Raw genomic sequence first — 22,845 nt, 5'->3', positions numbered from 1 at the left:
CCGTTACAGGGTCATAGCATCACTGTGGTGCGCCGGTGACCGCGCAGTGCGTGCGTTGGTAGATAGAGGGCATGCACAGATTGCAATGCGTGCAGACTGATTTCACCGGATGGCGCTCGTCATCGGCCGCGATTCGATTGATCAGGTCGGGCTCGGCCAGCAGCGCGCGTGCCATCGCGACAAACTCGAAACCCTCGCGCATTGCCAGTTCCATGGTCTCGCGGTTGGTGATGCCGCCCAACAAAATCAGCGGGATCGACAACTCGGCACGGAACAGTCGAGCGTCGCGCAACAAATACGCATCACGGTAGGGGTACTCGCGGAGGAACTTGTGGCCGCTCATTCGTATGCCCCAGCGCAGCGGAGGTTTGAAGACTGCCGCGAACTCCTTGACCGGTGCGTCGCCGCGAAACAAATACATCGGGTTGACCAGCGAGCTGCCCGCGGTCAGCTCGATCGCGTCCAACCCGCCATCGTCTTGCAGCCACTTCGCGGTTGTCAGCGCTTCTTCTACGGTGATACCGCCGCGAACACCGTCGGTCATATTGAGTTTGGCGGTTACCGCTACCTGCTGGTTGACGGCGCGGCGAACGGCCATCACCAATCCGCGCGCGACCTTCGCCCGATTCTGCAGTGATCCGCCGAACTCGTCGTTGCGGCGGTTGATCAACGGGGATAAAAATGAGCTCGCCAAATAGTTGTGCCCCAAATGGATTTCGACGGCGTCAAAGCCAGCGTCGACAGCCAGGCGGGCAGCGTTGGCGTGCGCGTCGAGCACCTCTTCGATGTCAGCGCGGGTTGCCTTTTTGGCGAACCGCATCGCGATCGGGTTGAAGAACCGCACCGGAGCCAACGCGGTCGCCTTGTTGGAACGGGCATCGGCGACCGGGCCGGCATGGCCGATCTGCGCGCTTACCGCGGCGCCTTCGCCGTGGATCGTGTCGGTGAGTCGGCGCAGCCCCGGCACCGCCTCTGGGCGCATCCAAATTTGCTCACCACCCGTGCGGCCGCCGGGGGAGACCGCGCAATACGCGACGGTGGTCATGCCGACCCCGCCGGCGGCCGGAAGCCGGTGATATTCGATCAGGTCATCGGTCACCAGCGCGTCCGGCGTGCGTGCCTCGAATGTAGCGGCTTTGATGACCCGGTTGCGCAGCCTGAGCGGACCGAGCCTGGCCGGCTCCAACACATCCGGTGCCCCGGACCGCCCGTTGGACCTATCAGAGGGCATGCCCGGAGCATAATGGCGATGGCAAACGGGGTTAACCCGGGCGCAGCGGGTCGCCGTCCTTGGCGCTGCAGCAGCCGTGCCAGACTGTGTAGCGTGGGCGCAATCACGCTGGATGGCAAGGCCACCCGCGACGAGATCTTTGTCGACCTCAAGCAGCGGGTAGCCGCATTGGCCGCGTCGGGCCGCACGCCAGGGCTAGGAACCATTCTGGTCGGCGACGACCCCGGGTCACAAGCATATGTTCGTGGCAAGCACGCCGACTGTGCAAAGGTAGGCATCACGTCGATCCGCCGTGATCTGCCCGCCGACATCACCCCGGACCGGCTCGATGAGACTATCGATGAACTGAATGCCAACCCCGAATGCACGGGCTATATCGTGCAGCTGCCGCTGCCACGGGGGCCGCTGGATGAGAACGCGGCACTTCAGCGCGTCGACCCGGCCAAGGACGCCGACGGGCTGCACCCGACCAACCTGGGCCGGTTGGTGCTCAGCAGCCCGGCCCCGCTGCCATGCACCGCGCGTGGCATCGTGCACCTGCTGCGGCGCTACGAGGTCGAGATCGCCGGTGCTCATGTTGTCGTGGTTGGCCGCGGTGTGACGGTGGGCCGGCCGTTGGGGCTGCTGCTCACTCGCCGCTCCGAGAACGCCACGGTGACGTTGTGCCATACCGCCACCCGAGACCTGCCAACGCTGACCAAGCAGGCGGACATCATCGTTGCCGCCGTCGGTGTGCCACATCTGCTGACGGCCGACATGGTGCGCCCGGGCGCTGCTGTGGTCGACGTTGGTGTCAGCCGCACCGAGAACGGCCTGGTTGGCGACGTGCATCCAGACGTCTGGGAGGTTGCCGGCTACGTGTCACCTAATCCTGGTGGTGTCGGGCCGTTGACCCGCGCGTTCTTGCTGACCAACGTCGTCGAGCTGGCTGAGCGAGGATGAACGTTCGGGCCACTCTCGGGCGTACTATCCGGGCGCAATGGCCGATCTTGCTGATTGGGTTCATCTTTGCTGCGGCGTTCGTGCTTGCGGGGGCCAACTTCTGGCGCCGCGGCGCGCTGCTGATCGGAATCGGCTCTGGGTTCGCGGCGGCGCTGCGGTTGGCATTGCCCGAGAAGCGGGCGGGGATGTTGGTGGTACGCGGTAAGCGGTTTGACTTCGTGACCACTGCGACAGTCGGTGCGGCGATGGTCTACATCGCGTCGACGATCGACCCGCTGGGCACGGGCTAACGCTAGAACGCCGGCACCCCGGGGATTTGTGGCACATCCGGCAGGTTGCCCTGCAAGGCTCTCGTCATCGCCGAAGGGCAATACATCGAAATCGCGATGCTGGTGAAGGTAGCCGCCATCTCCGGGGACAGGTTGTCTTGAACGCCGACGCGCGACGCGGCGGAGGCGAACGTTCCGCCCTGTTCGGCGAGCATCGGACAGACCGCGCGGGCCAGGACCGCTTCGTGTGCGGCGTCACCGTGAGTGACACCGGCTTTGTCTAGTGCGCCGATGAATGCGTCGTCGATAGGGTTCGCCGCGGCTGGTGCCGCGAATGTCGCTGCCGCGGCGAAGGCGATGGCGGCGGCCGTCGGTAGCCGTACCAGCCGCGGCCGTTCGGACAGTCGCCGCGTGCGCATATGACGGGTTGCCGATGCGTGCATGCCAAACTCCTCATCTGCACCAAAGTGCGCATGTATCACCCAAACAACTTTAGAAACTCTGGTATATAACAGTCACATTTTGAGCACGATGGGATAAAGGTTTGCGCACTCTGCGTTTTGCGGCCAGTCTGGGTGCACGTCGACAGGTAGCCGCGCGTAACGACACGATCACATCACGGCGCCGCGACACGTTCAATGAGGCTTTTGACTGCCGCATCAATAGTTAAAAATCCCGTGCATGACGACTTACCCGAGGCGGCTTCCGGGCCGCGAGATCTCGCGCCAGGCGTTTCTGCGCGGTGCCGCAGGAGCGTTGGCGACCGGAGCGATTTTTGGAACCGCTCGGGCTCGGGCAGACCCGGGTGGTGGCTGGAATGGCCTGGCCTCCTCCATTGGTGGCCGCGTCTTGCTGCCCACCGGCGGTGGCTCATATGTCGCGGGCAAGCAAATTTTCAACTCGCTGTACAACAGTTCAACACCGGCGGCGGTCGTTGTTGCCGCATCGCAGGACGATGTCCAGAAAGCGGTCTCCTTCGCGGCTGCGAACAAGCTTCAGGTCGCTCCTCGCGGCGGCGGGCATTCATATATCGGTGCTTCCACAGCACCTCGCACCATGGTGATCGACTTGCGTTCGCTGCCGGGCCAGGTCAACTTCGACGGAGCCACCGGCGACGTGACCATACCGGCTGCTACCGATCTGTATGCCGTTCATCAGGCGCTGGCCAACGTCGGCCGGGCGATCCCTACCGGTTCTTGTCCGACCGTAGGTGTCGCAGGGCTGGCGCTTGGCGGGGGAATGGGGGCTGATTCCCGCCACGCCGGCCTAACGTGCGATGCGCTCAAGGCGGCGACGGTTGTGTTGCCCAGCGGCGAAGTGGTCACCGCAACGCCCGACGACCATCCCGACCTGTTCTGGGCACTCCGCGGTGGTGGGGGCGGCAGTTTCGGGGTGACCACCTCGATGACCTTCGCAACCTTTCCAACTTCGGATTCGGACGTGGTCCGCGTAGATTTCTCGCCATCGGGGGCAGAGCGAGTGCTTGCTGGCTGGCAGACCTGGCTGGCTGCCGCCGACCGCAACACCTGGGGCTTGGTCGATCTCTCGGTGAGCTCGGCTCACGCCAACTGCCACGTCTTGGCGACCTGCCCGGCCGGGGCGGGAACGCGCGTGGCCGATGCGATACGATCCGCAGTTGGCTTGCAGCCCAGTGGGATTGAGCACAAGACGCTCAATCACATGGAACTGGTGATGTATTTGGCCGGAGGTAGCGCGACGAGTTCGCCGCGTGCTTTTGTGGCCGGCTCCGACGTCATCAAAACGGTAAGCCCGGCCGCTGCTAAGGCTATTGTCGCGGCACTCGGCAGATGGCCCCCAGCGGCAGGCAGTGCTTCGGTCATTGTCGATACCCTCAGCGGCGCGGTTGGCGACGTAGAACCGGGAGCTTCAGCTTTCCCGTGGCGTCGGCAAGCCGCTGTTGCGCAATGGTATGTCGAGACCTCGGGGAGTGGTTCTGTGTCGACGGCCGCCAAATGGCTAAGCACCGCACACCAAACTGTGCAACCGTTTTCAGTTGGTGGCTACGTCAACTACTTGGAGCCCAACACCGATGCGGCGCGATACTTCGGGACGAATCTGTCGCGGCTCACCGCCGTCCGACAGAAATATGACCCCGGCCGAGTGATGTTCTCCGGGCTTGATCTGTGAGGGGCGCTCAACCCGCCAGTGATGCTCGCACGCAGACCGTAACGTAGGGCAGCGCAACGCCATTAGTGCTCGCCAAGGCTCGGTGGGTGGCCAGCAGCTCGCGTACCTGGTCCAGCGTTCTGGTTCTTACTTCGGTCGGTGAGGTAATGCAGTAACTGCGGGAGGCAACCAGGTCGATCAGAGCTTGCGGCGTAAGGTAATTGGTCCACTCAACTTGATAACGCGCCATTTCAGTGAATGGCGCGGGTAGCGTTACCTTGTCGCGAACTGGGTCGTCGTCGCGACCGATGATCTGGCCCAGATCGCGTACCCAGCCGAGTCGTTCGTCGCGAGTGTTCCACACCAGCCCTAGCCGCCCACCCGGTCGCAGCACACGGGCCACTTCGGGAATCGCCCGTTCGGGATTGACCCAGTGCCAGGCTTGGGCGACCAGCACAGCGTCAACGCTGTTGTCTTCCAACGGAATCTCTTCCGCCGTGCCTAGCAGCGCTAGTGTCTCCGGCAGCGAAGTGCGCAGCACTTCCAGCATGCCGGGAATCGGGTCGACGGCCACCACGTCCAGGCCTCGTTCAACCAATCGAGTTGTTAGTTTTCCGGTACCCGCACCCAGGTCTAGCACTTTGCTTGCGCTGGTCGGCAGCAGCCAGTCGATCGCCTCGGGCGGATAGGACGGACGCCCTCGCTCATAGGCGGCTGCTGCGGAGCCGAACGACAGAGAGGGTTCCTGGCTGGAGCGGGTCACCGTGCACGCACGCCTTCGCCGTAGGATTCGATTGCCAATTCCAGTGTTTGGCAGATCAATTCGCCGACGGCCTCGGATTCCACTAGGAAGCCGTCGTGCCCGTAGCTGGAGTCGACGACACGCAGCCCGGAGCAGCCCGGTAACAACTCGGCCAGCTCCTGCTGTAGCCGCAGCGGGTAGAGCCGGTCGGAGGTGATGCCACCAACCACAACCGGCACCGGACACCCGCGTAGTGCGGCGGAGACGCCACCGCGGTCGCGGCCGACATCGTGGGTGTTCAGCGCTTCAGTCAGAACCACATAACTGCCGGCATCGAACCGCGAAGTCAGCTTATTGCCCTGGTGTTCGAGGTAGCTCTGCACCGCGTAGCGGCCGCCAACAGTCGGATCCTCGTCTCCCTGGTTGTTGTTGGCGAACCGGGTGTCGAGCTCGATCTCGCCGCGGTAGGTCAGATGAGCGAAACGGCGGGCGATCTTCAAACCGGCTTTCGGGTATTTCCCCGTCCCGTGATAGTCGCCGCCCTGCCAGTTTGGGTCGGCTTTGATGGCAGCGATCTGGGTGGTCTGTGTTCCTACCTGATCGGCGGTGGCGCGCGCACCCACCGCCAGCAGCAATCCGGCCCGGACCCGATCCGGATGGCTTACCGCCCACTCCAAGGCGCGTGCTCCGCCCATGGACCCGCCGACGACGGCGGCGACCTCGGTGATGCCCAGTGCGGCCAGGGCCGCGACATCCGCGTGAACCTGGTCGCGTACTGATATCCGCGGAAACCGCGAGCCCCAAGGTTTTCCGTCAGAAGCAAGCGATGTGGGTCCGGTGGACCCCCGGCAGCCGCCCAGGACGTTGGTCGCTACCGCGCACCAGCGGTCGGTGTCGATCGGTGCGCCCGGCCCGGCAATCCCGTCCCACCAGCCGGGGGTGGGCTGGCCTGGCCCCGCGGGTCCGGTGATGTGCGAATCTCCGGTGAGAGCGTGTAGCACCACCACTACGTTGTCACGGTTGGGTGACAACTCGCCCCAACGCTGCAGCGCGATGCACACATTGTCGATAACCGCACCGCTTTCCAGTCGCAGCGAGCCGATATCGACCACACCGACCTCGCCTTCGGCGGGCAACATCTGGGTAGGAACGTCGGAGATCGTCATGTCAGAAATCCTCAGCAGGCCGCCACGGCTTGAGGGTCGCCGCTGCCGGCCGGCCTGGTTGTGCGGTGGCAATTTCGGGCTGCCGCAAAGCCGAGTTCTAGGTCGGCGAGAATGTCGTCGATCCCCTCAATGCCAACGGCCAGCCTGACCAACCCTGCGCTGACGCCGGTGGCTAGCTGTTCGGCGGGGCTTAGCTGCGCGTGGGTGGTCGATGCTGGGTGAATCACCAGCGAGCGCACGTCACCGATGTTCGCGACGTGACTGTGCAATTTCAGCGCGTTCACGAACGCCTTCCCGGCCGCTATACCGCCGGCCAGCTCGAACGATAAGACGGCTCCGGTTCCCCTGGGTGCGAGCTTCTTTGCCCGTTCATGCCATGGCGAGCTGGGCAACCCCGCATAGTTGACAGCCAGCACATCATCGTGAGCGGCGAGAAACTCAGCGACCCGCTGCGCGTTGGCGACGTGCCGCTCCACTCGCAGACTGAGCGTTTCTAGGCCCTGGGCCACCAGGAACGCATTGAATGGCGAAGCCGCCGACCCAAAGTCACGCAGCAGCTGTACACGGGCCTTGAGCGCATACGCTGGCGGCCCTAGTTCGGCATACACCACGCCGTGGTAGCTGGGGTCGGGTGTGGTGAATCCGGGGAAGCGCCCCTGCGTCCAGTCGAAGGTGCCGCCGTCGACGATCACCCCGGCAATCGCGGATCCGTGGCCGCCCAGGTATTTGGTGGCCGAATGCACCACGATGTCCGCGCCCTGCGTGAATGGCTGGATCAGGTACGGCGTTGCGATGGTGTTGTCGACGATCAGTGGGACCCCGTTGCGGTGGGCGACGCCGGCGACCTCGGGCGTATCCAGTACATCGATCTGCGGGTTGGAGATGGTTTCGGCGAAAAATGCTTTGGTGTTCGGGCGCACCGCCGCCTGCCACGAATCCGGATCATCGGGATCATCGACGAAACCGACCTCGATGCCGAGCTTGGCCAGCGAATAGTGGAACAAGTTATAAGTACCGCCGTAGAGCCGCGGGCTGGACACGATGTGATCGCCGGCCCCAGCCAAGTTCAGGATCGCGAATGTCTCTGCGGCCTGCCCGGAGGACAGGAACAGCGCGGCGACCCCACCCTCAAGCGCGGCGATACGTTGCTCGACTACATCGGTGGTTGGATTGCCGATCCGCGTGTAGATGTTGCCCGGAACCTCTAGCCCGAACAACGCCGCGGCATGCGCGGTGTCATTAAAGGCATACGACGTGGTCTGGTAAATGGGCAGTGCCCTGGCGTTGGTGGTCGGGTCTGGTTGCTGGCCAGCATGGATTTGTTTGGTTTCGAATGACCAGTGCGCGGCCGGATCCGTGTCGGTGTTGCGGTTATCGGCGCTCATGTGAAGTGCTTCCTGCTGGAAATGGGCGGGTCAGAGGTCATAGGTGACGGCTTGAGGAGGCCGTCGGCTAGCGGACGGCCATCAGCTAGATGCGAAGCACGACAGGATGTTGCGAACGGTTCGAATGTGTGCGCATCACGTTTCCCTGTCTGGTCAGGGGCCCGTCATGGCGGACCCGCGCTTGCCGCGCAGCCGGCTGTGGCTACTCAACCTGGTCATCACCCGGGGCACCCCACCGCGGTTGGAGGGTTGCCGGCCAGCAAGCCGGGGCTTGACGCTGGCGCTCATGACCGATTCGAAGCTTATCGCATCATCGCCGGCCAGTGCCAACTCCAAGCCAACGCGGCTGGTCGAAGGTGCCCCGTCAACGGCCCCGATGGACGCATGAATGCCCCTAGTAGTCTGACCTCACGAGCAACTGCTCACTTAGGCTCGCATGGTTGGAGGACTGGGGCGCAGATGTCCAACGAACCCAGGATCAAAGTCAAAGGCCCGGTGGTAGAGCTCGATGGTGACGAGATGACCAGGGTCATCTGGTCGCTCATCAAGGACATGCTCATTCTGCCGCATCTCGACATCAAGCTGGACTACTACGATCTGGGCGTCGAGCATCGAGACCGCACCGACGACCAGGTGACCATCGACGCCGCCTATGCGATTAAGAAGCATGGCGTTGGCGTCAAATGCGCAACGATCACGCCGGATGAAGCGCGAGTCCAGGAGTTCAACCTCAAGAAAATGTGGCTGTCGCCCAACGGCACGATTCGAAACATTCTGGGTGGCACTATTTTCCGTGAGCCGATCGTGATCTCGAATGTTCCGCGGCTAGTGCCGGGCTGGACCAAACCAATCGTCATTGGTCGCCACGCTTTCGGTGACCAGTACCGGGCGACAAACTTCAAAGTTGATCAGCCAGGGACTGTCACGCTCACGTTCACTCCCGCCGACGGAAGCGATCCGATCGTGCACGAGATGGTTTCCATCCCCGAGGACGGGGGCGTCGTGATGGGGATGTACAACTTCAAGAAGTCCATTCGGGATTTCGCGCGTGCGTCGTTCTCCTACGGCCTGAATGCGAAATGGCCGGTGTACTTGTCTACGAAGAACACCATTCTCAAGGCATACGACGGCATGTTCAAAGACGAGTTTGAGCGCGTCTACCAGGAGGAGTTCAAGGAGCAGTTCGAAGCCGCCGGCCTGACCTATGAGCATCGGCTCATCGACGATATGGTCGCCGCCTGCCTCAAGTGGGAGGGCGGCTACGTCTGGGCGTGCAAGAATTACGACGGCGACGTTCAGTCGGATACGGTTGCGCAGGGCTACGGCTCGCTGGGACTCATGACATCGGTGCTGATGACGGCAGACGGTAAGACCGTTGAGGCCGAAGCGGCGCACGGTACCGTCACGCGACATTTCCGGCAGTACCAGGCCGGTCAGCCTACGTCAACCAACCCGATCGCATCGATCTACGCATGGACACGGGGACTTCAGCATCGCGGAAAATTGGACGGAACCCCAGAAGTCGTCGATTTCGCGCAGAAGCTCGAAGATGTCGTCGTGAGAACGGTCGAGGACGGCAAGATGACCAAGGATCTGGCTATGTTGATCGGTCCCGAGCAGGATTGGCTGCAGAGCGAGGCATTTCTCGATGTGATCTCCGACAATCTGAAGAAGGCCCTGAGTTAGTCGCCGAAGACCGATAGTGGCCCTAGGCTGGCGGGTTGACGGCCCGGGCCGATGAGCTGAACTGGTCGATGAAGTCGCTGATCACCTCGGTCATGCGCCCGGGTGCCTCGAACATCGGGACGTGCCCAACGCCGTTGAGCACGGTGAGCCGGTGATCGGCCGGTAGGAGATCGGTGAAATGCCGGCTAAACCTGCTTGGGGGCACCACCCGATCCTTCTCGCACAGCACCAAGTGGGAGGGGGCGGCGGTGTGTTCCAATTCCGCCAGACCGGGCAATAGCAAGGCCTTGAGAAGTAGCTGGAAATAGGCCGGGCAGTGTGCGGCGTCGTCGACGATGCCGCTGAGCTCGCGCTCGCTGACCCCGTCGGGCGATCCGCTCAACGGCAACGTGGCGAGGCGACGGCTGAACGGCAGCTGTAGTGCTCGTTGGCGGAGTAGGTGAGTCAGCGCCAAGAACGGAAATCCGGAGAGGAACTTGCCGATCACCTCGAATTTGGCGGGGCTCCAGCGTGTCCACCCGCCAGCCGGGGCGATGCCGGTGACACTACGTGCTCGTCCCCGTCGTTCGAGTTCGAAGGCGACCCACCCGCCGAGTGAGTTGCCGACGATGTGCGCGGTATCCCAGCCCAGCTCATCCATCTGGCGCTCCACATGATCAGCCAGCACCGCGGAGCTGAGGAACCAGGTACCAGAAGATGGTCCGCCGTTGTGGGCCGCCATAGTCGGGGCGAAGACTTCGTAGCGACCGGTGGCGGCCAGCTGTTGGGCCACGGTCTCCCACACCGTCTGAGACATCAGGAACGGATGCAATAGCACGATCGGTTCGCGTGAGCCGGCGGTTCCCGTCGCAGTGTTGTCGAACCCGAGGTGGATCGGTGCTCGAGTCGGGTTTCTAGGTGACGGCGGGTGGGCGGAGCTCAGGTGTAGAAAGCCGCGCAGACGCATGCTGCCGACATTAAGGCGGTACCGCCGGTACCGCAAGCTCCTTCGTCTTGTTCGCGTCAGTGGCCGCCGGCGTTGAAAGGCCGGTGGCCGCGCGTGAAAAGATCGGGGGATCATGAGCACCGCTACCGGAATCCGCCGAATTTTCTCCGGCGTGCAGCCAACGTCTGACTCGCTCCATCTCGGCAACGCGTTAGGAGCTGTCGCCCAGTGGGTTGCGCTGCAGGATGACCACGACGCATTCTTCTGTGTCGTTGACCTGCACGCGATCACCATCGGCCAAGATCCCGACGCACTGCGGCGACGCACCCTGGTCACCGCTGCGCAGTACCTGGCGCTGGGCATCGATCCGGGGCGCAGCACCATCTTCGTGCAAAGCCACGTTCCTGCCCACACCCAGTTGGCATGGGTGTTGGGCTGCTTTACTGGCTTCGGCCAGGCCTCTCGAATGACTCAGTTCAAGGACAAGTCGATCCGTCAGGGTGCCGACTCCACCACGGTCGGTTTGTTCACGTATCCGGTGCTACAGGCCGCTGATGTGCTGGCCTATGACACCGATTTGGTGCCTGTGGGCGAGGACCAGCGTCAGCATCTCGAGCTCGCACGCGATGTCGCGCAACGGTTCAACAGCCGCTTTCCCGGCACTTTCGTCGTGCCTGACGTGTTCATTCCCAAGATGACCGCAAAAATCTATGACCTGAGCGAACCCACGTCGAAGATGAGCAAGTCGGCCAGCACCGAGGCCGGACTGATCAACCTGCTCGACGATCCGGCTAAGTCCGCCAAGAAGATTCGTTCTGCGGTGACCGATAGCGATCGAGAGATCCGGTATGACCCTGATGCCAAACCTGGTGTGTCGAATCTGCTCACCATCCAGTCGGCGGTCACCGGCGTCGATCGTGCGGCGCTTGTCGGGCAATACGCAGGCCGTGGCTACGGCGATCTGAAGAAGGAGACCGCCGACGCCGTCTTAGAGTACGTCACCCCGATCAAGGCCCGGGTGGATGAATTGATTGCTGAACCAGCCGAATTGGAGGCAGTGCTCGCGGCGGGGGCAGAGCGAGCCCAGGATGTGGCCGGGAAAACGGTTCATCGGGTCTACGATCGGTTGGGCTTTCTTCCGGGAGGGAGATAGCTGCCTATCTCTCATTGGAGTCGCACTATGAGCGAACCGGTCAAGCCAGGCATCCTTGATCGGTTGCGGGCCCGGTTCGGGTGGCTCGACCACCTCCTGCGTGCTGCTCGGCGCTTTAGTGAGCACAATGGCAGCTTCTTCGCAGCGGGACTCACCTACTACACAATCTTCGCGATATTTCCGCTGCTAATGGTCGGTTTCGCGGCGGGCGGCTTCATGTTGTCACGTCGCCCAGAGCTACTGACGGCAATCGAAGACCGCATCCGGTCCTCGGTGTCCAGCGAATTGGGGCGGCAATTGGTCGATGTCATTCATTCCGCCATCGAGGCGCGCGCATCTGTCGGTGTGATTGGGTTGGCCACTGCCGCGTGGGCAGGTCTGGGCTGGATGTGGCACTTGCGAGAGGCGTTGAGCGAGATGTGGGCAAATCCTGTCGAATCGGCCGGCTACGTGCGTACCAAGTTGTCCGATCTGGTGGCGATGTTGGGGATGTTCCTGGTGGTCGTTGCGACTATCGCGCTCACTGCGTTAGGGGGGGCTTGACCCCTTGGGTTGGACACGCTGAATCCCAGGATGTTCCTGGGGGAAGCGAGATGATCCACCCCTATGGCAAGGAAAAGTTACCCTGATGAGTTCAAGCGGGATGCGGTTGCGTTGTATCGGGATACCGCTGGTGCGACGATCAGCATGATCGCTGCTGAGCTTGGCTTGAGCGACCCAACGTTATCGGCGTGGTGCAAGGCCCACGGTGTGCCGATTCGGCACCGTAAACCCGGTTCGGTTGCCGTAGGGGCCCCGGGTGGCGAGACCCCCGAACAAGCGGTGGCACGGCTCCATGCTGAGAACCAGGCGTTGCGTGCCGAGAAGACCCGGCTGGCCACCGAGCGGGACATTTTGCGGTCGGCGGCCAAGTATTTCGCTGGGGAGACGAACTGGTGAGTCGCTTTCAGTTCGTTGCCGATCACCGACACGCCTTCGAGGTGAAGCGGCTATGCCAGGTCGTCGAGATCGCTCGATCATCGTTTTACACCTGGTGTCAGGCAGCAGCCACGCGGGCAGCTCAAACCGCTGCTGATGCGGTGTTGGCCGAGCGTATTCGCGCAATACATGATCAGGACAACACCTATGGGTGCCCGCGGATCACCGCTGAACTCAACGACGGTGTTGCTGATACTGAGCGGGTCAACCACAAGCGAGTAGCCCGAGTCATGCGCGTAGCGGGGATCGCTGGGTATCGGTGCCGCCGCCGTGTCCGCACAACCAGACCAGATAAAACCACACAGAAATATCCTGACCTGCTTAAACGAGATTTCACCGCTTCTGAATCCAACAAGAGATACGTTGGGGACATCACGTACTTGCCGCTGGCTAGCGGCGCTAACCTGTATCTGGCCACCGTCATCGACTGCTGGTCTCGGCGGATTACTGGGTGGGCGATCGCAGAGCATATGCGCACCGAACTGGTCGAAGATGCCCTCAAGGCCGCCGAGGCGCTACGGGGCAGTCTGGGTGGTGCGGTATTCCACAGTGACCACGGACGCCAGTACACGTCACAGGATTTCGCGAAACTGTGTACCCGGTTGGGGGTCACCCAGTCCATGGGCGCTATCGGATCGAGCGCCGACAACGCCCTGGCTGAATCGGTCAACGCCGCCCTCAAACGCGAGGTCCTCCAAGACCGACACAGCTGGGACGACGCCCCCACCTGCCGACGCGAGGTCTTTCGCTGGCTGGCCCGCTACAACACCACACGACGCCACTCCTACTGCAACCAGCTCAGCCCCGCCACCTACGAGAGGACCCACCTATCCGCTACGCTGCCCCAAGCCGCCTAACCACAAATCCCGTGTCCAACCCAAGGGGTCAAGCCCCGGGCATGCGGCGCCGATGGCCGCGATACTGAACTGGCTCGAAATTCCCGATTTTCCGTTATTCGATTGGATTTTTCGGGGAATATCGACGTTGATATCTCTGCTGGTGTCCTGGCTGCTTTTCACGTGGATGGTCGGTCGGCTGCCACGAAAACCGGTTAGCGCGGCCACCGCGATGCGGGCTGGGTTGCTTGCGGCGGTCGGGTTTGAGTTGTTCAAGCAGCTGGGTTCGATCTATCTGAAGATAGTGCTGCGCAGTCCTGCGGGCGCCGCGTTCGGCCCGGTGCTGGGTTTGATGGTTTTCGGGTTCGTTACAGCTTCGCTCATCTTGTTCGCGACAGCATGGGCCGCCACAGCATCGGATGTTTTGGCACACGAGCGCGTTGAACCGCCCCGGTCCGCGGTCACCGCACCGCGAATTCAGGTGGGGGAGAGTGTTAACGATCAGCGCAGCCTCAGTCAGTTACTGGCCGCGATGGCCGTGGGAGCCATTGCTGCGCTGACATTTTCGCGATTGAGCCGGTGGCTGCGCTAGTTTTCCCGCGTCACCCATTCGCCGTTGTGCATAACCGCAGTCACCTGCAGATCATGGTCGAGTACAACAAGGTTGGCATCAAAACCGGTCCGAATGGCTCCCACCCGGCCGAGCCCGAGAGCGCGGGCTGGAGTAGTCGAGGTCATACGCACCGCGTTGGTCAGCCTGGTGTCGAGGTCCTCGCCAGCTTTGCCGGCGCTTTCGTAATCGCGCGCCAGCGACCGGAAGAGCTGATCCATGCTGGAAGTTCCGCCGGCGATTGTTGATGTTTCGGGCAGCCGCGCCACACCGGACTCAACCTCGATGAGAACCGCGCCCAGGCGGTACGGTCCGTCGCCCGAGCCTGCTGCGGCAATCGCGTCGGTGACTGCCGCCACCCGGTGGGGACCAACGGCTGCGGTTACCGCGTGCACCACGGCAGGATGAAGGTGCACACCGTCGGCGATGAGTTCGACGGTTACCCGTGGATCTTGGAGCAACGCAAGTGCGGGGCCGGGTTCGCGGTGGCCTAGCGGCGGCATGGCGTTGAACAGGTGTGTGCCGACGGTCGCGCCCAGCGCGACGGCTTGTTTGGTCTGCTCGTAGGTCGCATCAGTGTGCCCTATGGCGACAACTGTCTCCGCGCCGAGAAAGCGCCGGATGGCCTCGTGACTTCCGGGTAGCTCGGGGGCGAGCGTGACCATCCGGATGGTGCCGTTGGCGGCGGTGAGAGCAGCATCGATTTCGGCGGATTCTGGGACTCGTATCTGAGTGTGGTCATGTGCGCCGCACCGCGCTGGGCTCAGCCATGGCCCTTCCAGGTGGATTCCGGCGACGGTGCCCGCTTGGCCCCGTCGGATCGCGTCCGCGAGTATCGATACCGAGTCGATCAGCTCCGCGGGCGCGCTGGTGACCAAACTGGCCAACATGGTCGTGGTGCCGTGCCGCAAATGGAATGCCGTTGCCACACCGATTTCATTGATGTTTCCGCCCGTGAAGGATGCGCCGCCGCCGCCATGCACATGCATGTCGACGAAACCCGGCACCACAACAGAATCGGGAAAATCTGCATCGGCAGGCCCCGGCAGCTGGGCACCCCCGCAGCCGCGGATCTGTCGGCCGGTGGTCTGCACCCAGCCGGGCCGGCGAATCTGTCCGTCGGCAACGAGGGTGCCCGCGCGGATCAGGGGCATTGGTCCTCCGGCAGTGTGGTGTGCGCTGTGGGCCATTGGCCGGCGTTTTCCCAGAAGTGTCGGATGTCCTCGAGCTGGCGGCCTTTCGTCTCCGGCGCGTACCGATATACCAGGCCGAATGCGGCCACCGCGAATAGCGCGAACACAGCGAAAATTCCTGCGCCACCGAGCAAATGCAGCAGCGTGAGGGAAAAACCGGCAACAATCGCGTTGGCGATCAGGTTGGTGGTGAGCATCACGCTCGACCCCATCGCCCGCATTCGCGACGGGAAGCTCTCGCCGGCGTAAACCCACACCAACGAGCCGAACCCGCTGTTGAAACCGACAATGAACAACAGCACGCCGGCGAACCCGAAAATTAGCGCGAGAGTACTAGTGTGGCCCGCCGCACCACCCCGGTCGTGAGCGAATGCGGCGATCAGTATGGCATCGGCGACGATCATCATGGCGATGCCTGACAACAGGATTGGGCGCCGGCCTAGCTTGTCGACAAGAACAAGCGAGGAAAACACCGCTGCCAACCCGGCGACTTGCACCATTGCTGGCAGCGCCAGCAATGCGAAGTTACCCTCGAAACCCAAGGCTGCGAAAAGTCTGGGGCTGTAGTAGACGATCGCGTTGATTCCGGTGATCTGGATGAGAAAGCCGAGCGCGACGGCGAACAATGTCGCCCGCAGATACGGCTGCCGCAGCATCTCGGCAAAGCTGCTACTTGCGCTGGCTCGGTCTTCGTTGATGGCCTTGGCGATTTCGGCCAACTCGGCGTCGACGGCGGTCTGCGGTTCCACCGTCAGAAGTGCCTGGCGCGCGTCGGAGACCCTGTCCTTGAGCAGGTACCACCGAGCGGTGTCGGGCAGGCGAAGCAGCAACGGCAGCAGCAGCGCGGCTGGCAATGCGGCCAGCCCTAGCATCCAACGCCAACTCTGGGATCCAGCCAGCAGGTAGCCAGAAACGTAGCCGAGGATGATACCGCTGACGGTGGCCACCTGGTAAGCGGTCAGCAGTGAACCGCGCACCGCGGCTGGGGCAGACTCGGCTACGTACACCGGGACCACGACCACCGACACTCCGATGGCCACACCGAGCAGTAGACGTGCTAACAGAAGCACCGGTATTGAGGCGGCAAACGCTCCCAACAATGCGAACAGCACGTAGCTGGCGCTTATCAGCACCATCGACTTCTTCCGGCCGATCACGTTGGCGAGCACGCCGCCGCCGAGTGCACCGGCGATCTGCCCAATCACCGCTGTTGCCGTCAGCAGCTCCTGCTCGCCGGTGGTGAGGCCAAATTCTTTGCTGATGAATAGCAGCGCGCCCGCGATGCTGGAAAGGTCGTATCCGAAGATGACTCCGAGGCTGGCCGCGGTGAGCCCGATCAATAGCGGCGTGCGTGCGCGGCTCATATCGCGTTTATAGTGGCTGCCCCGTTTAGTGTTGCGGCCGGCCGTTCATCGAGCGCGCGGCCATGATTAACCCGAACACGATGATAGCGCCGATCACGGCCACGCCTACTCGCACCGGCAACGTGTCGGCCGACGACATGGTCTCTCTCGCTTGGGCGGGGGTGGGCCGGTCGGCGGTGTCTTCTTGCTTATCCACCTTCAGCGTGGGGTCGGGCTCGGTGAGTGTTCCGATCTGGGTGCCCTCGGCGGTGTTGAACCCGTAGTCGAGTAGGTGAGCCGCCTGTTGCCACGGCGGGATTGGCCGTCGGGTGCCATGCAGTAGCACCGCCACCAGCCGTCGCCCGCCGCGGCTGGCCGCGCCCACGAAGGTCTGGCCGGCGTCGTCGGTGTATCCGGTCTTGCCGCCGAGCGCACCGGGGTATTTATGAAGCAGCCGATTGTCGTTTTCCAGCTCATAGCCGGGCCGGTCGCCGTGGCCGGGGAAGCCGAAGGTACGGGTTGCGACAATGGCGCTGAAGGTGGGGTTTTGCCACGCATATCGGTAGAAGAGGCCGAGGTCGTAAGCCGAAGTGCTCATTCCAGGTCCGTCCAGACCCGATGGTGTCGCGGCGCGTGTGTCCCGGCCCCCCAGCTTGGCGGCTAGCAGGTTGATCTTCTGTAGCGCACTCTCCATTCCTCCTAGCTGCATGGCCAGCGCGTAGGCGGCGTCATTGCCCGAATGCATCAGCAGGCCATGCAGCAACTGGTTGACGGTGTAGGTTCCGCCTTCGGCGACGCCGACCTTGGTGCCTTCGGCCGCAGCGTCGTCGCGGGTGCCGGCCACCGGCGTGTTGAGGTTCAGCTCATTGATGGAAGCCATCGCTACCAGTACTTTGATCAAGCTTGCGGGGCGGTGACGGCCATGTGGATCTCGGGCTGCGACCACGGCTCCGCTGTCTAAATCCGCCACCAGCCACGCCTCGGCGGATATGTCGCCCGGCACTGGCGGGGTACCTGGTGCGGTGATGATGCCGCAGCCACCCAACGCGGTGCCGCCGAGCGGCGTCGGTGGCACCGCCAGCGGCAGCGGCGGTTCACCTGCGTCGGGGACCTCAGAGGAGTCCACCGCGGGTGGGGTTGACACTTTGTATGGGCAATCTGTTGCCCCGCCGTTGGTCTCGGGATTGGGCTCCGCATGGACAAGTGGCACGGTGGCTGGCAGACCGAGCGCAGTGGGAGCAGCCAACGCAAAAGCCACCGCGGCCAGACATGATGCGGTGCGCAAATAGGACCGTAAGAAGACCATCGTGTGTGCAGATTAGGTGATCAACTGTCCGATCACGGGGAGCCGCGCTGTGACTAGTGAGTCCGAAGTCCGCGGCTAAATGTTGGCACCGGCGTCGGCGAGCACGCTGCGAAGGATGGATTCGATGGTGTCGAACTCGGCCTGACCACTGATCAGCGGTGGGGCCAGCTGGACAACGGGGTCGGCGCGGTTGTCAATTCGGCAGTAGAGACCAGCTTCGAATAGTGCCTGGGACACATGGTTCAAGAGTCTTTCTCGTTCTGCGCCGGTGAAGGTTTGCCTGGTCGCTTGATCTTTGACCAGTTCGATGCCGAAGAAGTAGCCTTCGCCGCGGACATCGCCGACGATGGGCAGGTCATACAACTTCTCCAAGGTTGACCGGAAGTCGGGGGAGTGCCGTTTGACGCGGTCATTGAGGCCCTCGCGCTCAAAGATATCCAGGTTGGCCAGCGCGACGGCCGCAGACACCGGATGGCCGCCGAAGGTGTAGCCGTGTGCAAACATCGTCTTGCCGTCGTTGAACGGCTCGAATACCTTGTCGCTGGCGACCATCGCGCCGATCGGTGAGTAGCCCGACGTCAGCCCTTTGGCGCACGTGATCATGTCGGGCAAGTAGCCGCAGTCCCCAATGTCACCGCAGGCGAACATCGATCCGATCCGGCCGAATGCGCAGATCACCTCGTCGGAGACGAGCAGCACGTCGTATTCGTCACAGATTTCGCGGACCCGTTCGAAATAGCCCGGGGGCGGTGGGAGGCAACCGCCCGAGTTCTGCACCGGTTCCAGGAACACCGCGGCTACCGTATCGGGCCCTTCGAACTCGATCGCCTCGGCGATCCGGTTGGCAGCCCACTGGCCGAAGGCTTTGACGTCGGTGCGAAACGGTTCAGGTGCGCGGTAGAAATTTGTGTTGGGCACTCGAAAACCGCCCGGTGTTACCGGCTCGAACGGCGCTTTGAAGGCCGGCAGGCCAGTGATAGCCAACGCGCCCTGGGTGGTGCCGTGGTAGGCGATCGACCTGGAAATCACCTTGTGTTTTCCGGGCTTGCCGGTCAGTTTGAAGTACTGCTTGGCAAGTTTCCAGGCGCTTTCGACGGCTTCGGTGCCGCCGGTAGTGAAAAAGACCCGGTTCAGGTCGCCCGGCGCGTAGTGTGCCAGACGCTCGGCGAGTTCGATGGCTGTTGGGGTCGCGTACCCCCACAGAGGAAAGAACGCCAGAGTGCCGGATTGCCGGGCGGCGGCTTCGGCGAGTTCGGCTCGACCGTGACCGACCTGCACCACGAACAGCCCCGAAAGGGCGTCGAGGTAGCTCTTGCCACGGTCGTCGAAGATCGTGACGCCGTCGCCGCGAGTGATGATCGGCGGCGTGACAGATGAGCCATGCCGGGAAAAGTGCAACCAAAGATTTCTAGTCATCGTGTTCGCGAGGGTAGCGCTAGTTTCCGGTAGGGCGCTGGACGCCACCTGGCGTTATCCTCCGCGTATGCCCTGGACAGTCGCGCAGTCGGTATCGAGCCGCGAGGTTGCCGGGCAAGCGGATTCTCTAGGCTCGCCCGTCAGTCGAGTCCATGGCGACATGACCCGTTCTACGGCAGGGCATCTTCGTTAATCTCGCCGGACAGCCGTTGGCTACCTGCAGCTACGGGCATAAACCCGAAACGAGCGGGTGTCGAATTGCTGTCCAGTGTTATGAAGGCTGCGCTCGGTCATTTCACCACGGCGAGTGCGAAACCGTCCCAGCCTTTGGCGCCGACCGTCTGAATCGCGGCGGTATCCAGCCGAGGGTTCTTCCCCATCATTTCGAGCGCGTCACGAGTGCCGCGGGCATTAGGGTCGTCGGCCGGGGGCTCTAGAACCAGCCCATTGCGTGCCACATTGTCGATCACGATGACTGTGCCCGGTGAGCTGAGCTTGATGCCCCACTCGATGTAGGCGGGGTTGTTCTCCTTGTCGGCGTCGATGAAGACCAAGTCGAATCTTTCGCCGCGTTCCAACAGCTTCGGTAAGGCGTCCAGAGCCGGGCCCACGATCACTTCGACGCGGTCGTCGAGACCCGCCTGCGCCAGGTTTGCCCGTGCAACGGCGGCGTGCTTGGGTTCGTACTCCAATGTGACGACGTGACCGCCTGGGGCCACGCCGCGGGCCAAGTTGATGGTGCTGTATCCAGCCAGCGTGCCTATCTCCAGAATTCGGCGCGCACGGCTGATAATCGCTAACAGTTGTAGCAATTTTCCATGTTGTGCGGAGACGTCTATCGGCGGCATTCCGGCGGTCGAGCCGGCCTCTCTGGCGGCTCGGAGCGCATCGTCCTCAACGTGTAGAAGTTGGTTGAACAACTCGTCGAGCACTGCTGGATTGGCTGTCGGTGCGTTTTGGGTGGCGGGTGGATGTCGTCCCTGATCCTGTGACTCACTCACCGTCGGCAGGCTACCCGACAGATCGCGGACACGTGCTTTCGGCGCGACGTGCGTCCGACCTCGCGGTCTCAGCAACGCCTCGGCGGCTCTGCACAGGATCAATCAGATTAGGGCTACCGAAGACGTCCGGGATGTGGGCATCCAATCCGGCATACCAGCCACGCGGCGTGGGGAAAACCCAGGCTAGTGGACCTATAACGAACTCGTAAAGGTGGGGGAATATCGCTCCGATGCGGGGCAGCCAGTGGGCCAAAACGCCTTGTACAGACACGGCCGGTGACCGTCGGCCGCATGGGGATGCAAGCGGGTGTGGTTATAGGAGTTGAAGACGGCTGGACCTACCCAGGCAGCTGACTCCGGTGAAACCGTGTTTGTCGGCGTACTCCGCCATGTCGAGCGCGGTTTGGTAGCGCTCTGTGTGGTCAGCGGTGGGGTCGTTGACATTCGTCATGTTGAGGCGAAGCGCGGTCATCAAACCCATCGGTAGACTCCATTCTTTCACCCGAGTTGGGTCATTCGGCTTAGTGCCTTGAGTTTGGTGTTTTCACAGCGTTGAGGGTGGTTTGGGTCTCGGGCTCTAGTGCGGGCGGGAATGTGGTGATCGCGCCGTTGATTTCGATGGTGGCCGACCGTAGCGGCTTGAGGGTACGCAGGAAACGCCGTAGCGAGAGTCCGGTTCGGGTCTGGACCTCGCGACTGACTGCCAGCGCGGTGAACACGATGGTGAGGTGGGCCTCGATGGCATCGCGGGTTCGCGCGAACAAGGGTCGGGCGGCCAGGTCGGATTTGGATATTCGGAAGGACTGCTCGACGTGCCATAGGTCGTGGTAGTTGGTGATCACTTCGGCTGCGGGCATGATTGCGGCTTCGATATTGGTGACGTAGCCCTTCAACCCGACCAGACGACGTGCCCGTTGCAGTGATGCCTCGTCGAGTTCTTGAGCGCCGTTGCAGATCTTGACAAACCGCGGGGTGCGGGTGGCTTTGTCTCCTGCAACGACGGCACGGGCCTTGTGCTCCTGCAGGTTCAGCGTCTTGTTGTCGCGCACTGCGCGCTTGGCCGAATACGACCACACCGCTCGCCACGACTTCGTATGGGTGGCCGGGTTCCAGACGGGCTCGGTCTTGACCATCGGGTCGCTGGTCTTGGCAGCGGTGCCGCGCTGGGTGGCGTCTTAGGACTGGTGTAAAAACGCTGGGCGCATGTTCCTGGTGGTCATGTTACGCGGCGGTGGTGTCGGTCGTGGTTGTTGTGGTGGGGGGATGCAGTGGGCGGGGTGGCTCGAGCAGTTGGTGGCGTAGTTCTTGGAGGTGGCGGCTGGTCGCTGATGTTTGGGTGACTCCGCGCCAGCCGCGGCTGGCGCGGTCGAGGACGGCCCATACCAGCGACAGACAGCTGGTTTCGCCGGGTAGGCGGCCGATGACCTTGACCCGGCGACGGGATTCTCCGAAGGTGCGTTCGATGAGGTTGGAATGGCGGATGCGTGTCCAGTGTTGGCGGGGGAAGCGCAAATGCACGCTCAGCGAGGCGAAGTCGTTGGCCAGGCAAGCGACCGCGGCTGGGTAGAGCCCGCGGTATGTGGTGGTGAACTCCTCGGCGCGGCGGGTGGCTTCATCCACGGCCTGCTGGCCGGGTGGCTGGTCAATGTCATCGAAGATCGACCAGAACGCGGCTTTGATCTCGTCCTGGACCGCGACAGGTGTCTTGGCGATGACGTTACGGCAGCGATGGATCAGACACCGCTGACGCAGGCTTGCCGGAAACGTGGTCTCCCATGCGGCGATCAGGCCCGGCGCCCCGTCGGAGATGCCCAGTAGCGGCGGGCGTAGTCCCCGGTTCCTCAGGTCAGCCAAGAAGTCGGCCCACGCATCAGCCGACTCCGCTGCGGCTGGGGCCAGCCCAATAAACAGGGGCTTGCCGTCGGTGCAGATGCCCCAGGCGGCCAGCACCGGCTCGGCCGGGGCGTTGGGATGCATCCGAAAGTTCGAGGCATCCAAGAACAGGTAGTCCAACACCAGCTCATCAAGGCGTCGAGACGACCACGCAGCGAACTCGTCTTTGATGGCCGCACAAATCCGGCTCACCGTCGAGCGCGACAACGCCGCCTACGAGCCCAGCACCTCGGCCAACGCGGCCTCGATGTCGCGATCCGACAAACCGCGCACCCATCCCGAAATCACCAACGCCTCCAGAGCGTGGGTGCGCGTCACCCCGGCACCGAATAGCCGCGAACAGAACCGCTCGTCGGTGTCGCGTAGTTTCGGGCGGCATAATTCGACCGAGCCCATCGTGGTCTTCACCGTCGCCGGCGGTTGATACCCATTGCGGTACCCGCCCGGGCCGTCCTGAACCCGACGCTGGTGACGGGCTCGGCCCAACACTGCTTCTACCTCGGCCTCCACGGCGACCTGAAACACCAGACGCACCGATAACCGCCCGACCTCCTCCAAAATCTCGGTCAACGGCCGCTCGGTCGCGGCGAACAACTGATCCATCTCAACACGCACACGCTCAATCGGCGATACTCGCTTGGTC

The 22,845-nt window shown here is 62.9% G+C and carries 17 protein-coding genes, 5 pseudogenes and 1 riboswitch; of the genes and pseudogenes, 8 read left to right on the top strand and 14 right to left on the bottom strand.

The features are described 5' to 3' along the window. Positions 1-19 precede the first annotated feature (19 nt). Positions 20-1,231, bottom strand: a complete 1,212-nt coding sequence (locus ACO07W_RS06640) for an NADH:flavin oxidoreductase (protein ID WP_421841797.1) — start codon at positions 1,229-1,231, stop codon at positions 20-22. 93 nt (positions 1,232-1,324) lie between these two features. Between ACO07W_RS06640 and ACO07W_RS06635 the strand changes: the two genes are divergently transcribed. Further along, a complete protein-coding gene (locus tag ACO07W_RS06635) occupies positions 1,325-2,173 on the top strand; it encodes a bifunctional methylenetetrahydrofolate dehydrogenase/methenyltetrahydrofolate cyclohydrolase (protein WP_421841796.1) in 849 nt (282 codons plus the stop codon). Next, entirely contained in the window at positions 2,170-2,463 is a 294-nt protein-coding gene (locus tag ACO07W_RS06630) for a DUF3017 domain-containing protein (RefSeq protein WP_421841794.1), read from the top strand. The genes ACO07W_RS06635 and ACO07W_RS06630 overlap by 4 nt, the downstream gene beginning before the upstream one ends. A gap of 2 nt (positions 2,464-2,465) precedes the next feature. Here ACO07W_RS06630 and ACO07W_RS06625 read toward each other — a convergent pair whose 3' ends face one another. Continuing rightward, a complete protein-coding gene (locus ACO07W_RS06625) occupies positions 2,466-2,861 on the bottom strand; it encodes a DUF732 domain-containing protein (protein WP_421845841.1) in 396 nt (131 codons plus the stop codon). Positions 2,862-3,123: 262 nt separating this feature from the next. Here ACO07W_RS06625 and ACO07W_RS06620 point away from each other — a divergent pair, with 262 nt between their 5' ends. After that, a complete protein-coding gene (locus ACO07W_RS06620) occupies positions 3,124-4,590 on the top strand; it encodes an FAD-binding protein (RefSeq protein WP_421841792.1) in 1,467 nt (488 codons plus the stop codon). Between the two features lie 7 nt (positions 4,591-4,597). Here ACO07W_RS06620 and ACO07W_RS06615 read toward each other — a convergent pair whose 3' ends face one another. Genes ACO07W_RS06615 through ACO07W_RS06605 form a run of 3 tightly spaced genes read right to left on the bottom strand, consistent with a single transcriptional unit; the run spans position 4,598 to position 7,862 of the window. After that, on the bottom strand, positions 4,598-5,332 hold the full coding sequence (locus ACO07W_RS06615) for a class I SAM-dependent methyltransferase (protein WP_421841790.1): 735 nt from the start codon (positions 5,330-5,332) through the stop codon (positions 4,598-4,600). Next, a complete protein-coding gene (gene metX / locus ACO07W_RS06610) occupies positions 5,329-6,477 on the bottom strand; it encodes a homoserine O-acetyltransferase MetX (RefSeq protein ID WP_421841788.1) in 1,149 nt (382 codons plus the stop codon). The genes ACO07W_RS06615 and metX overlap by 4 nt, the downstream gene beginning before the upstream one ends. An 11-nt stretch (positions 6,478-6,488) precedes the next feature. Beyond that, entirely contained in the window at positions 6,489-7,862 is a 1,374-nt protein-coding gene (locus ACO07W_RS06605) for a bifunctional o-acetylhomoserine/o-acetylserine sulfhydrylase (protein WP_421841786.1), read from the bottom strand. Positions 7,863-8,034: 172 nt separating this feature from the next. Further along, positions 8,035-8,154, bottom strand: a riboswitch (SAM riboswitch). Positions 8,155-8,321: 167 nt separating this feature from the next. On the opposite strand from ACO07W_RS06605, the gene ACO07W_RS06600 reads away from it, so the two are divergent. After that, positions 8,322-9,548, top strand: a complete 1,227-nt coding sequence (locus tag ACO07W_RS06600; RefSeq protein WP_421841784.1) for an NADP-dependent isocitrate dehydrogenase — start codon at positions 8,322-8,324, stop codon at positions 9,546-9,548. A 22-nt stretch (positions 9,549-9,570) separates the two neighbouring features. Here ACO07W_RS06600 and ACO07W_RS06595 read toward each other — a convergent pair whose 3' ends face one another. Then, positions 9,571-10,365 (bottom strand): alpha/beta fold hydrolase, encoded by a 795-nt coding sequence (locus ACO07W_RS06595; RefSeq protein ID WP_421841782.1) that lies wholly within the window; start codon positions 10,363-10,365, stop codon positions 9,571-9,573. A 241-nt stretch (positions 10,366-10,606) separates the two neighbouring features. Between ACO07W_RS06595 and trpS the strand changes: the two genes are divergently transcribed. From trpS to ACO07W_RS06575, 4 genes and pseudogenes are all read left to right on the top strand, one after another. Beyond that, the gene (gene trpS, locus ACO07W_RS06590) at positions 10,607-11,626 is read left to right on the top strand and encodes a tryptophan--tRNA ligase (RefSeq protein ID WP_421841780.1); all 1,020 of its coding nucleotides are present in this window, start codon (positions 10,607-10,609) and stop codon (positions 11,624-11,626) included. Positions 11,627-11,653: 27 nt separating this feature from the next. Beyond that, positions 11,654-12,166 (top strand): annotated as a pseudogene (locus ACO07W_RS06585) (YhjD/YihY/BrkB family envelope integrity protein); the annotation flags it as partial. 66 nt (positions 12,167-12,232) lie between these two features. Then, positions 12,233-13,461 (top strand): IS3 family transposase gene (locus ACO07W_RS06580; RefSeq protein WP_421840068.1). Its coding sequence is split into 2 segments (ribosomal slippage): positions 12,233-12,548 and positions 12,548-13,461, totalling 1,230 coding nucleotides; the frame shifts between segments, so codons are not numbered across the junction. Positions 13,462-13,498: 37 nt separating this feature from the next. Beyond that, positions 13,499-14,032: pseudogene (locus ACO07W_RS06575) on the top strand (YhjD/YihY/BrkB family envelope integrity protein); the annotation flags it as partial. Here the strand turns inward: ACO07W_RS06575 and nagA are convergent. From nagA to ACO07W_RS06535, 8 genes and pseudogenes are all read right to left on the bottom strand, one after another. After that, complete coding sequence (gene nagA / locus ACO07W_RS06570; RefSeq protein WP_421841779.1) at positions 14,029-15,204, bottom strand: N-acetylglucosamine-6-phosphate deacetylase; 1,176 nt, start codon at positions 15,202-15,204, stop codon at positions 14,029-14,031. The pseudogene ACO07W_RS06575 and the gene nagA sit on opposite strands and share 4 nt — an antisense overlap. Further along, positions 15,195-16,607, bottom strand: a complete 1,413-nt coding sequence (locus tag ACO07W_RS06565; RefSeq protein ID WP_421841777.1) for a sugar porter family MFS transporter — start codon at positions 16,605-16,607, stop codon at positions 15,195-15,197. The genes nagA and ACO07W_RS06565 overlap by 10 nt, the downstream gene beginning before the upstream one ends. A 25-nt stretch (positions 16,608-16,632) precedes the next feature. Beyond that, positions 16,633-17,892: a D-alanyl-D-alanine carboxypeptidase family protein gene (locus ACO07W_RS06560; RefSeq protein ID WP_421841775.1), complete on the bottom strand. Its 1,260-nt coding sequence runs from the start codon at positions 17,890-17,892 to the stop codon at positions 16,633-16,635. A gap of 75 nt (positions 17,893-17,967) precedes the next feature. Then, positions 17,968-19,356 (bottom strand): aspartate aminotransferase family protein, encoded by a 1,389-nt coding sequence (locus tag ACO07W_RS06555; protein ID WP_421841774.1) that lies wholly within the window; start codon positions 19,354-19,356, stop codon positions 17,968-17,970. A gap of 242 nt (positions 19,357-19,598) precedes the next feature. Further along, a complete protein-coding gene (locus ACO07W_RS06550; RefSeq protein WP_421845840.1) occupies positions 19,599-20,240 on the bottom strand; it encodes an O-methyltransferase in 642 nt (213 codons plus the stop codon). 418 nt (positions 20,241-20,658) lie between these two features. Then, positions 20,659-20,790: pseudogene (locus ACO07W_RS06545) on the bottom strand (LLM class flavin-dependent oxidoreductase); the annotation flags it as partial. A gap of 40 nt (positions 20,791-20,830) precedes the next feature. Further along, a pseudogene (locus ACO07W_RS06540) lies at positions 20,831-21,433 on the bottom strand (IS1634 family transposase); the annotation flags it as partial. Between the two features lie 97 nt (positions 21,434-21,530). Further along, positions 21,531-22,805, bottom strand: a pseudogene (locus tag ACO07W_RS06535) (IS256 family transposase). Positions 22,806-22,845 lie beyond the last annotated feature (40 nt).

This window comes from Mycobacterium sp. (genome assembly GCF_965230835.1).
GTDB lineage: Bacteria > Actinomycetota > Actinomycetes > Mycobacteriales > Mycobacteriaceae > Mycobacterium.
This window is presented reverse-complemented; position numbering and strand designations above follow the sequence as displayed.

Coding starts and splice junctions, on each gene's coding strand:
- ACO07W_RS06640 (WP_421841797.1), bottom strand. CDS start 1,231: ATGCCCTCTGATAGGTCCAACGGGCGGTCCGGGGCACCGGATGTGTTG.
- ACO07W_RS06630 (WP_421841794.1), top strand. CDS start 2,170: ATGAACGTTCGGGCCACTCTCGGGCGTACTATCCGGGCGCAATGGCCG.
- ACO07W_RS06625 (WP_421845841.1), bottom strand. CDS start 2,861: ATGCGCACGCGGCGACTGTCCGAACGGCCGCGGCTGGTACGGCTACCG.
- ACO07W_RS06620 (WP_421841792.1), top strand. CDS start 3,124: ATGACGACTTACCCGAGGCGGCTTCCGGGCCGCGAGATCTCGCGCCAG.
- metX (WP_421841788.1), bottom strand. CDS start 6,477: ATGACGATCTCCGACGTTCCTACCCAGATGTTGCCCGCCGAAGGCGAG.
- ACO07W_RS06605 (WP_421841786.1), bottom strand. CDS start 7,862: ATGAGCGCCGATAACCGCAACACCGACACGGATCCGGCCGCGCACTGG.
- ACO07W_RS06600 (WP_421841784.1), top strand. CDS start 8,322: ATGTCCAACGAACCCAGGATCAAAGTCAAAGGCCCGGTGGTAGAGCTC.
- trpS (WP_421841780.1), top strand. CDS start 10,607: ATGAGCACCGCTACCGGAATCCGCCGAATTTTCTCCGGCGTGCAGCCA.
- nagA (WP_421841779.1), bottom strand. CDS start 15,204: ATGCCCCTGATCCGCGCGGGCACCCTCGTTGCCGACGGACAGATTCGC.
- ACO07W_RS06565 (WP_421841777.1), bottom strand. CDS start 16,607: ATGAGCCGCGCACGCACGCCGCTATTGATCGGGCTCACCGCGGCCAGC.
- ACO07W_RS06560 (WP_421841775.1), bottom strand. CDS start 17,892: ATGGTCTTCTTACGGTCCTATTTGCGCACCGCATCATGTCTGGCCGCG.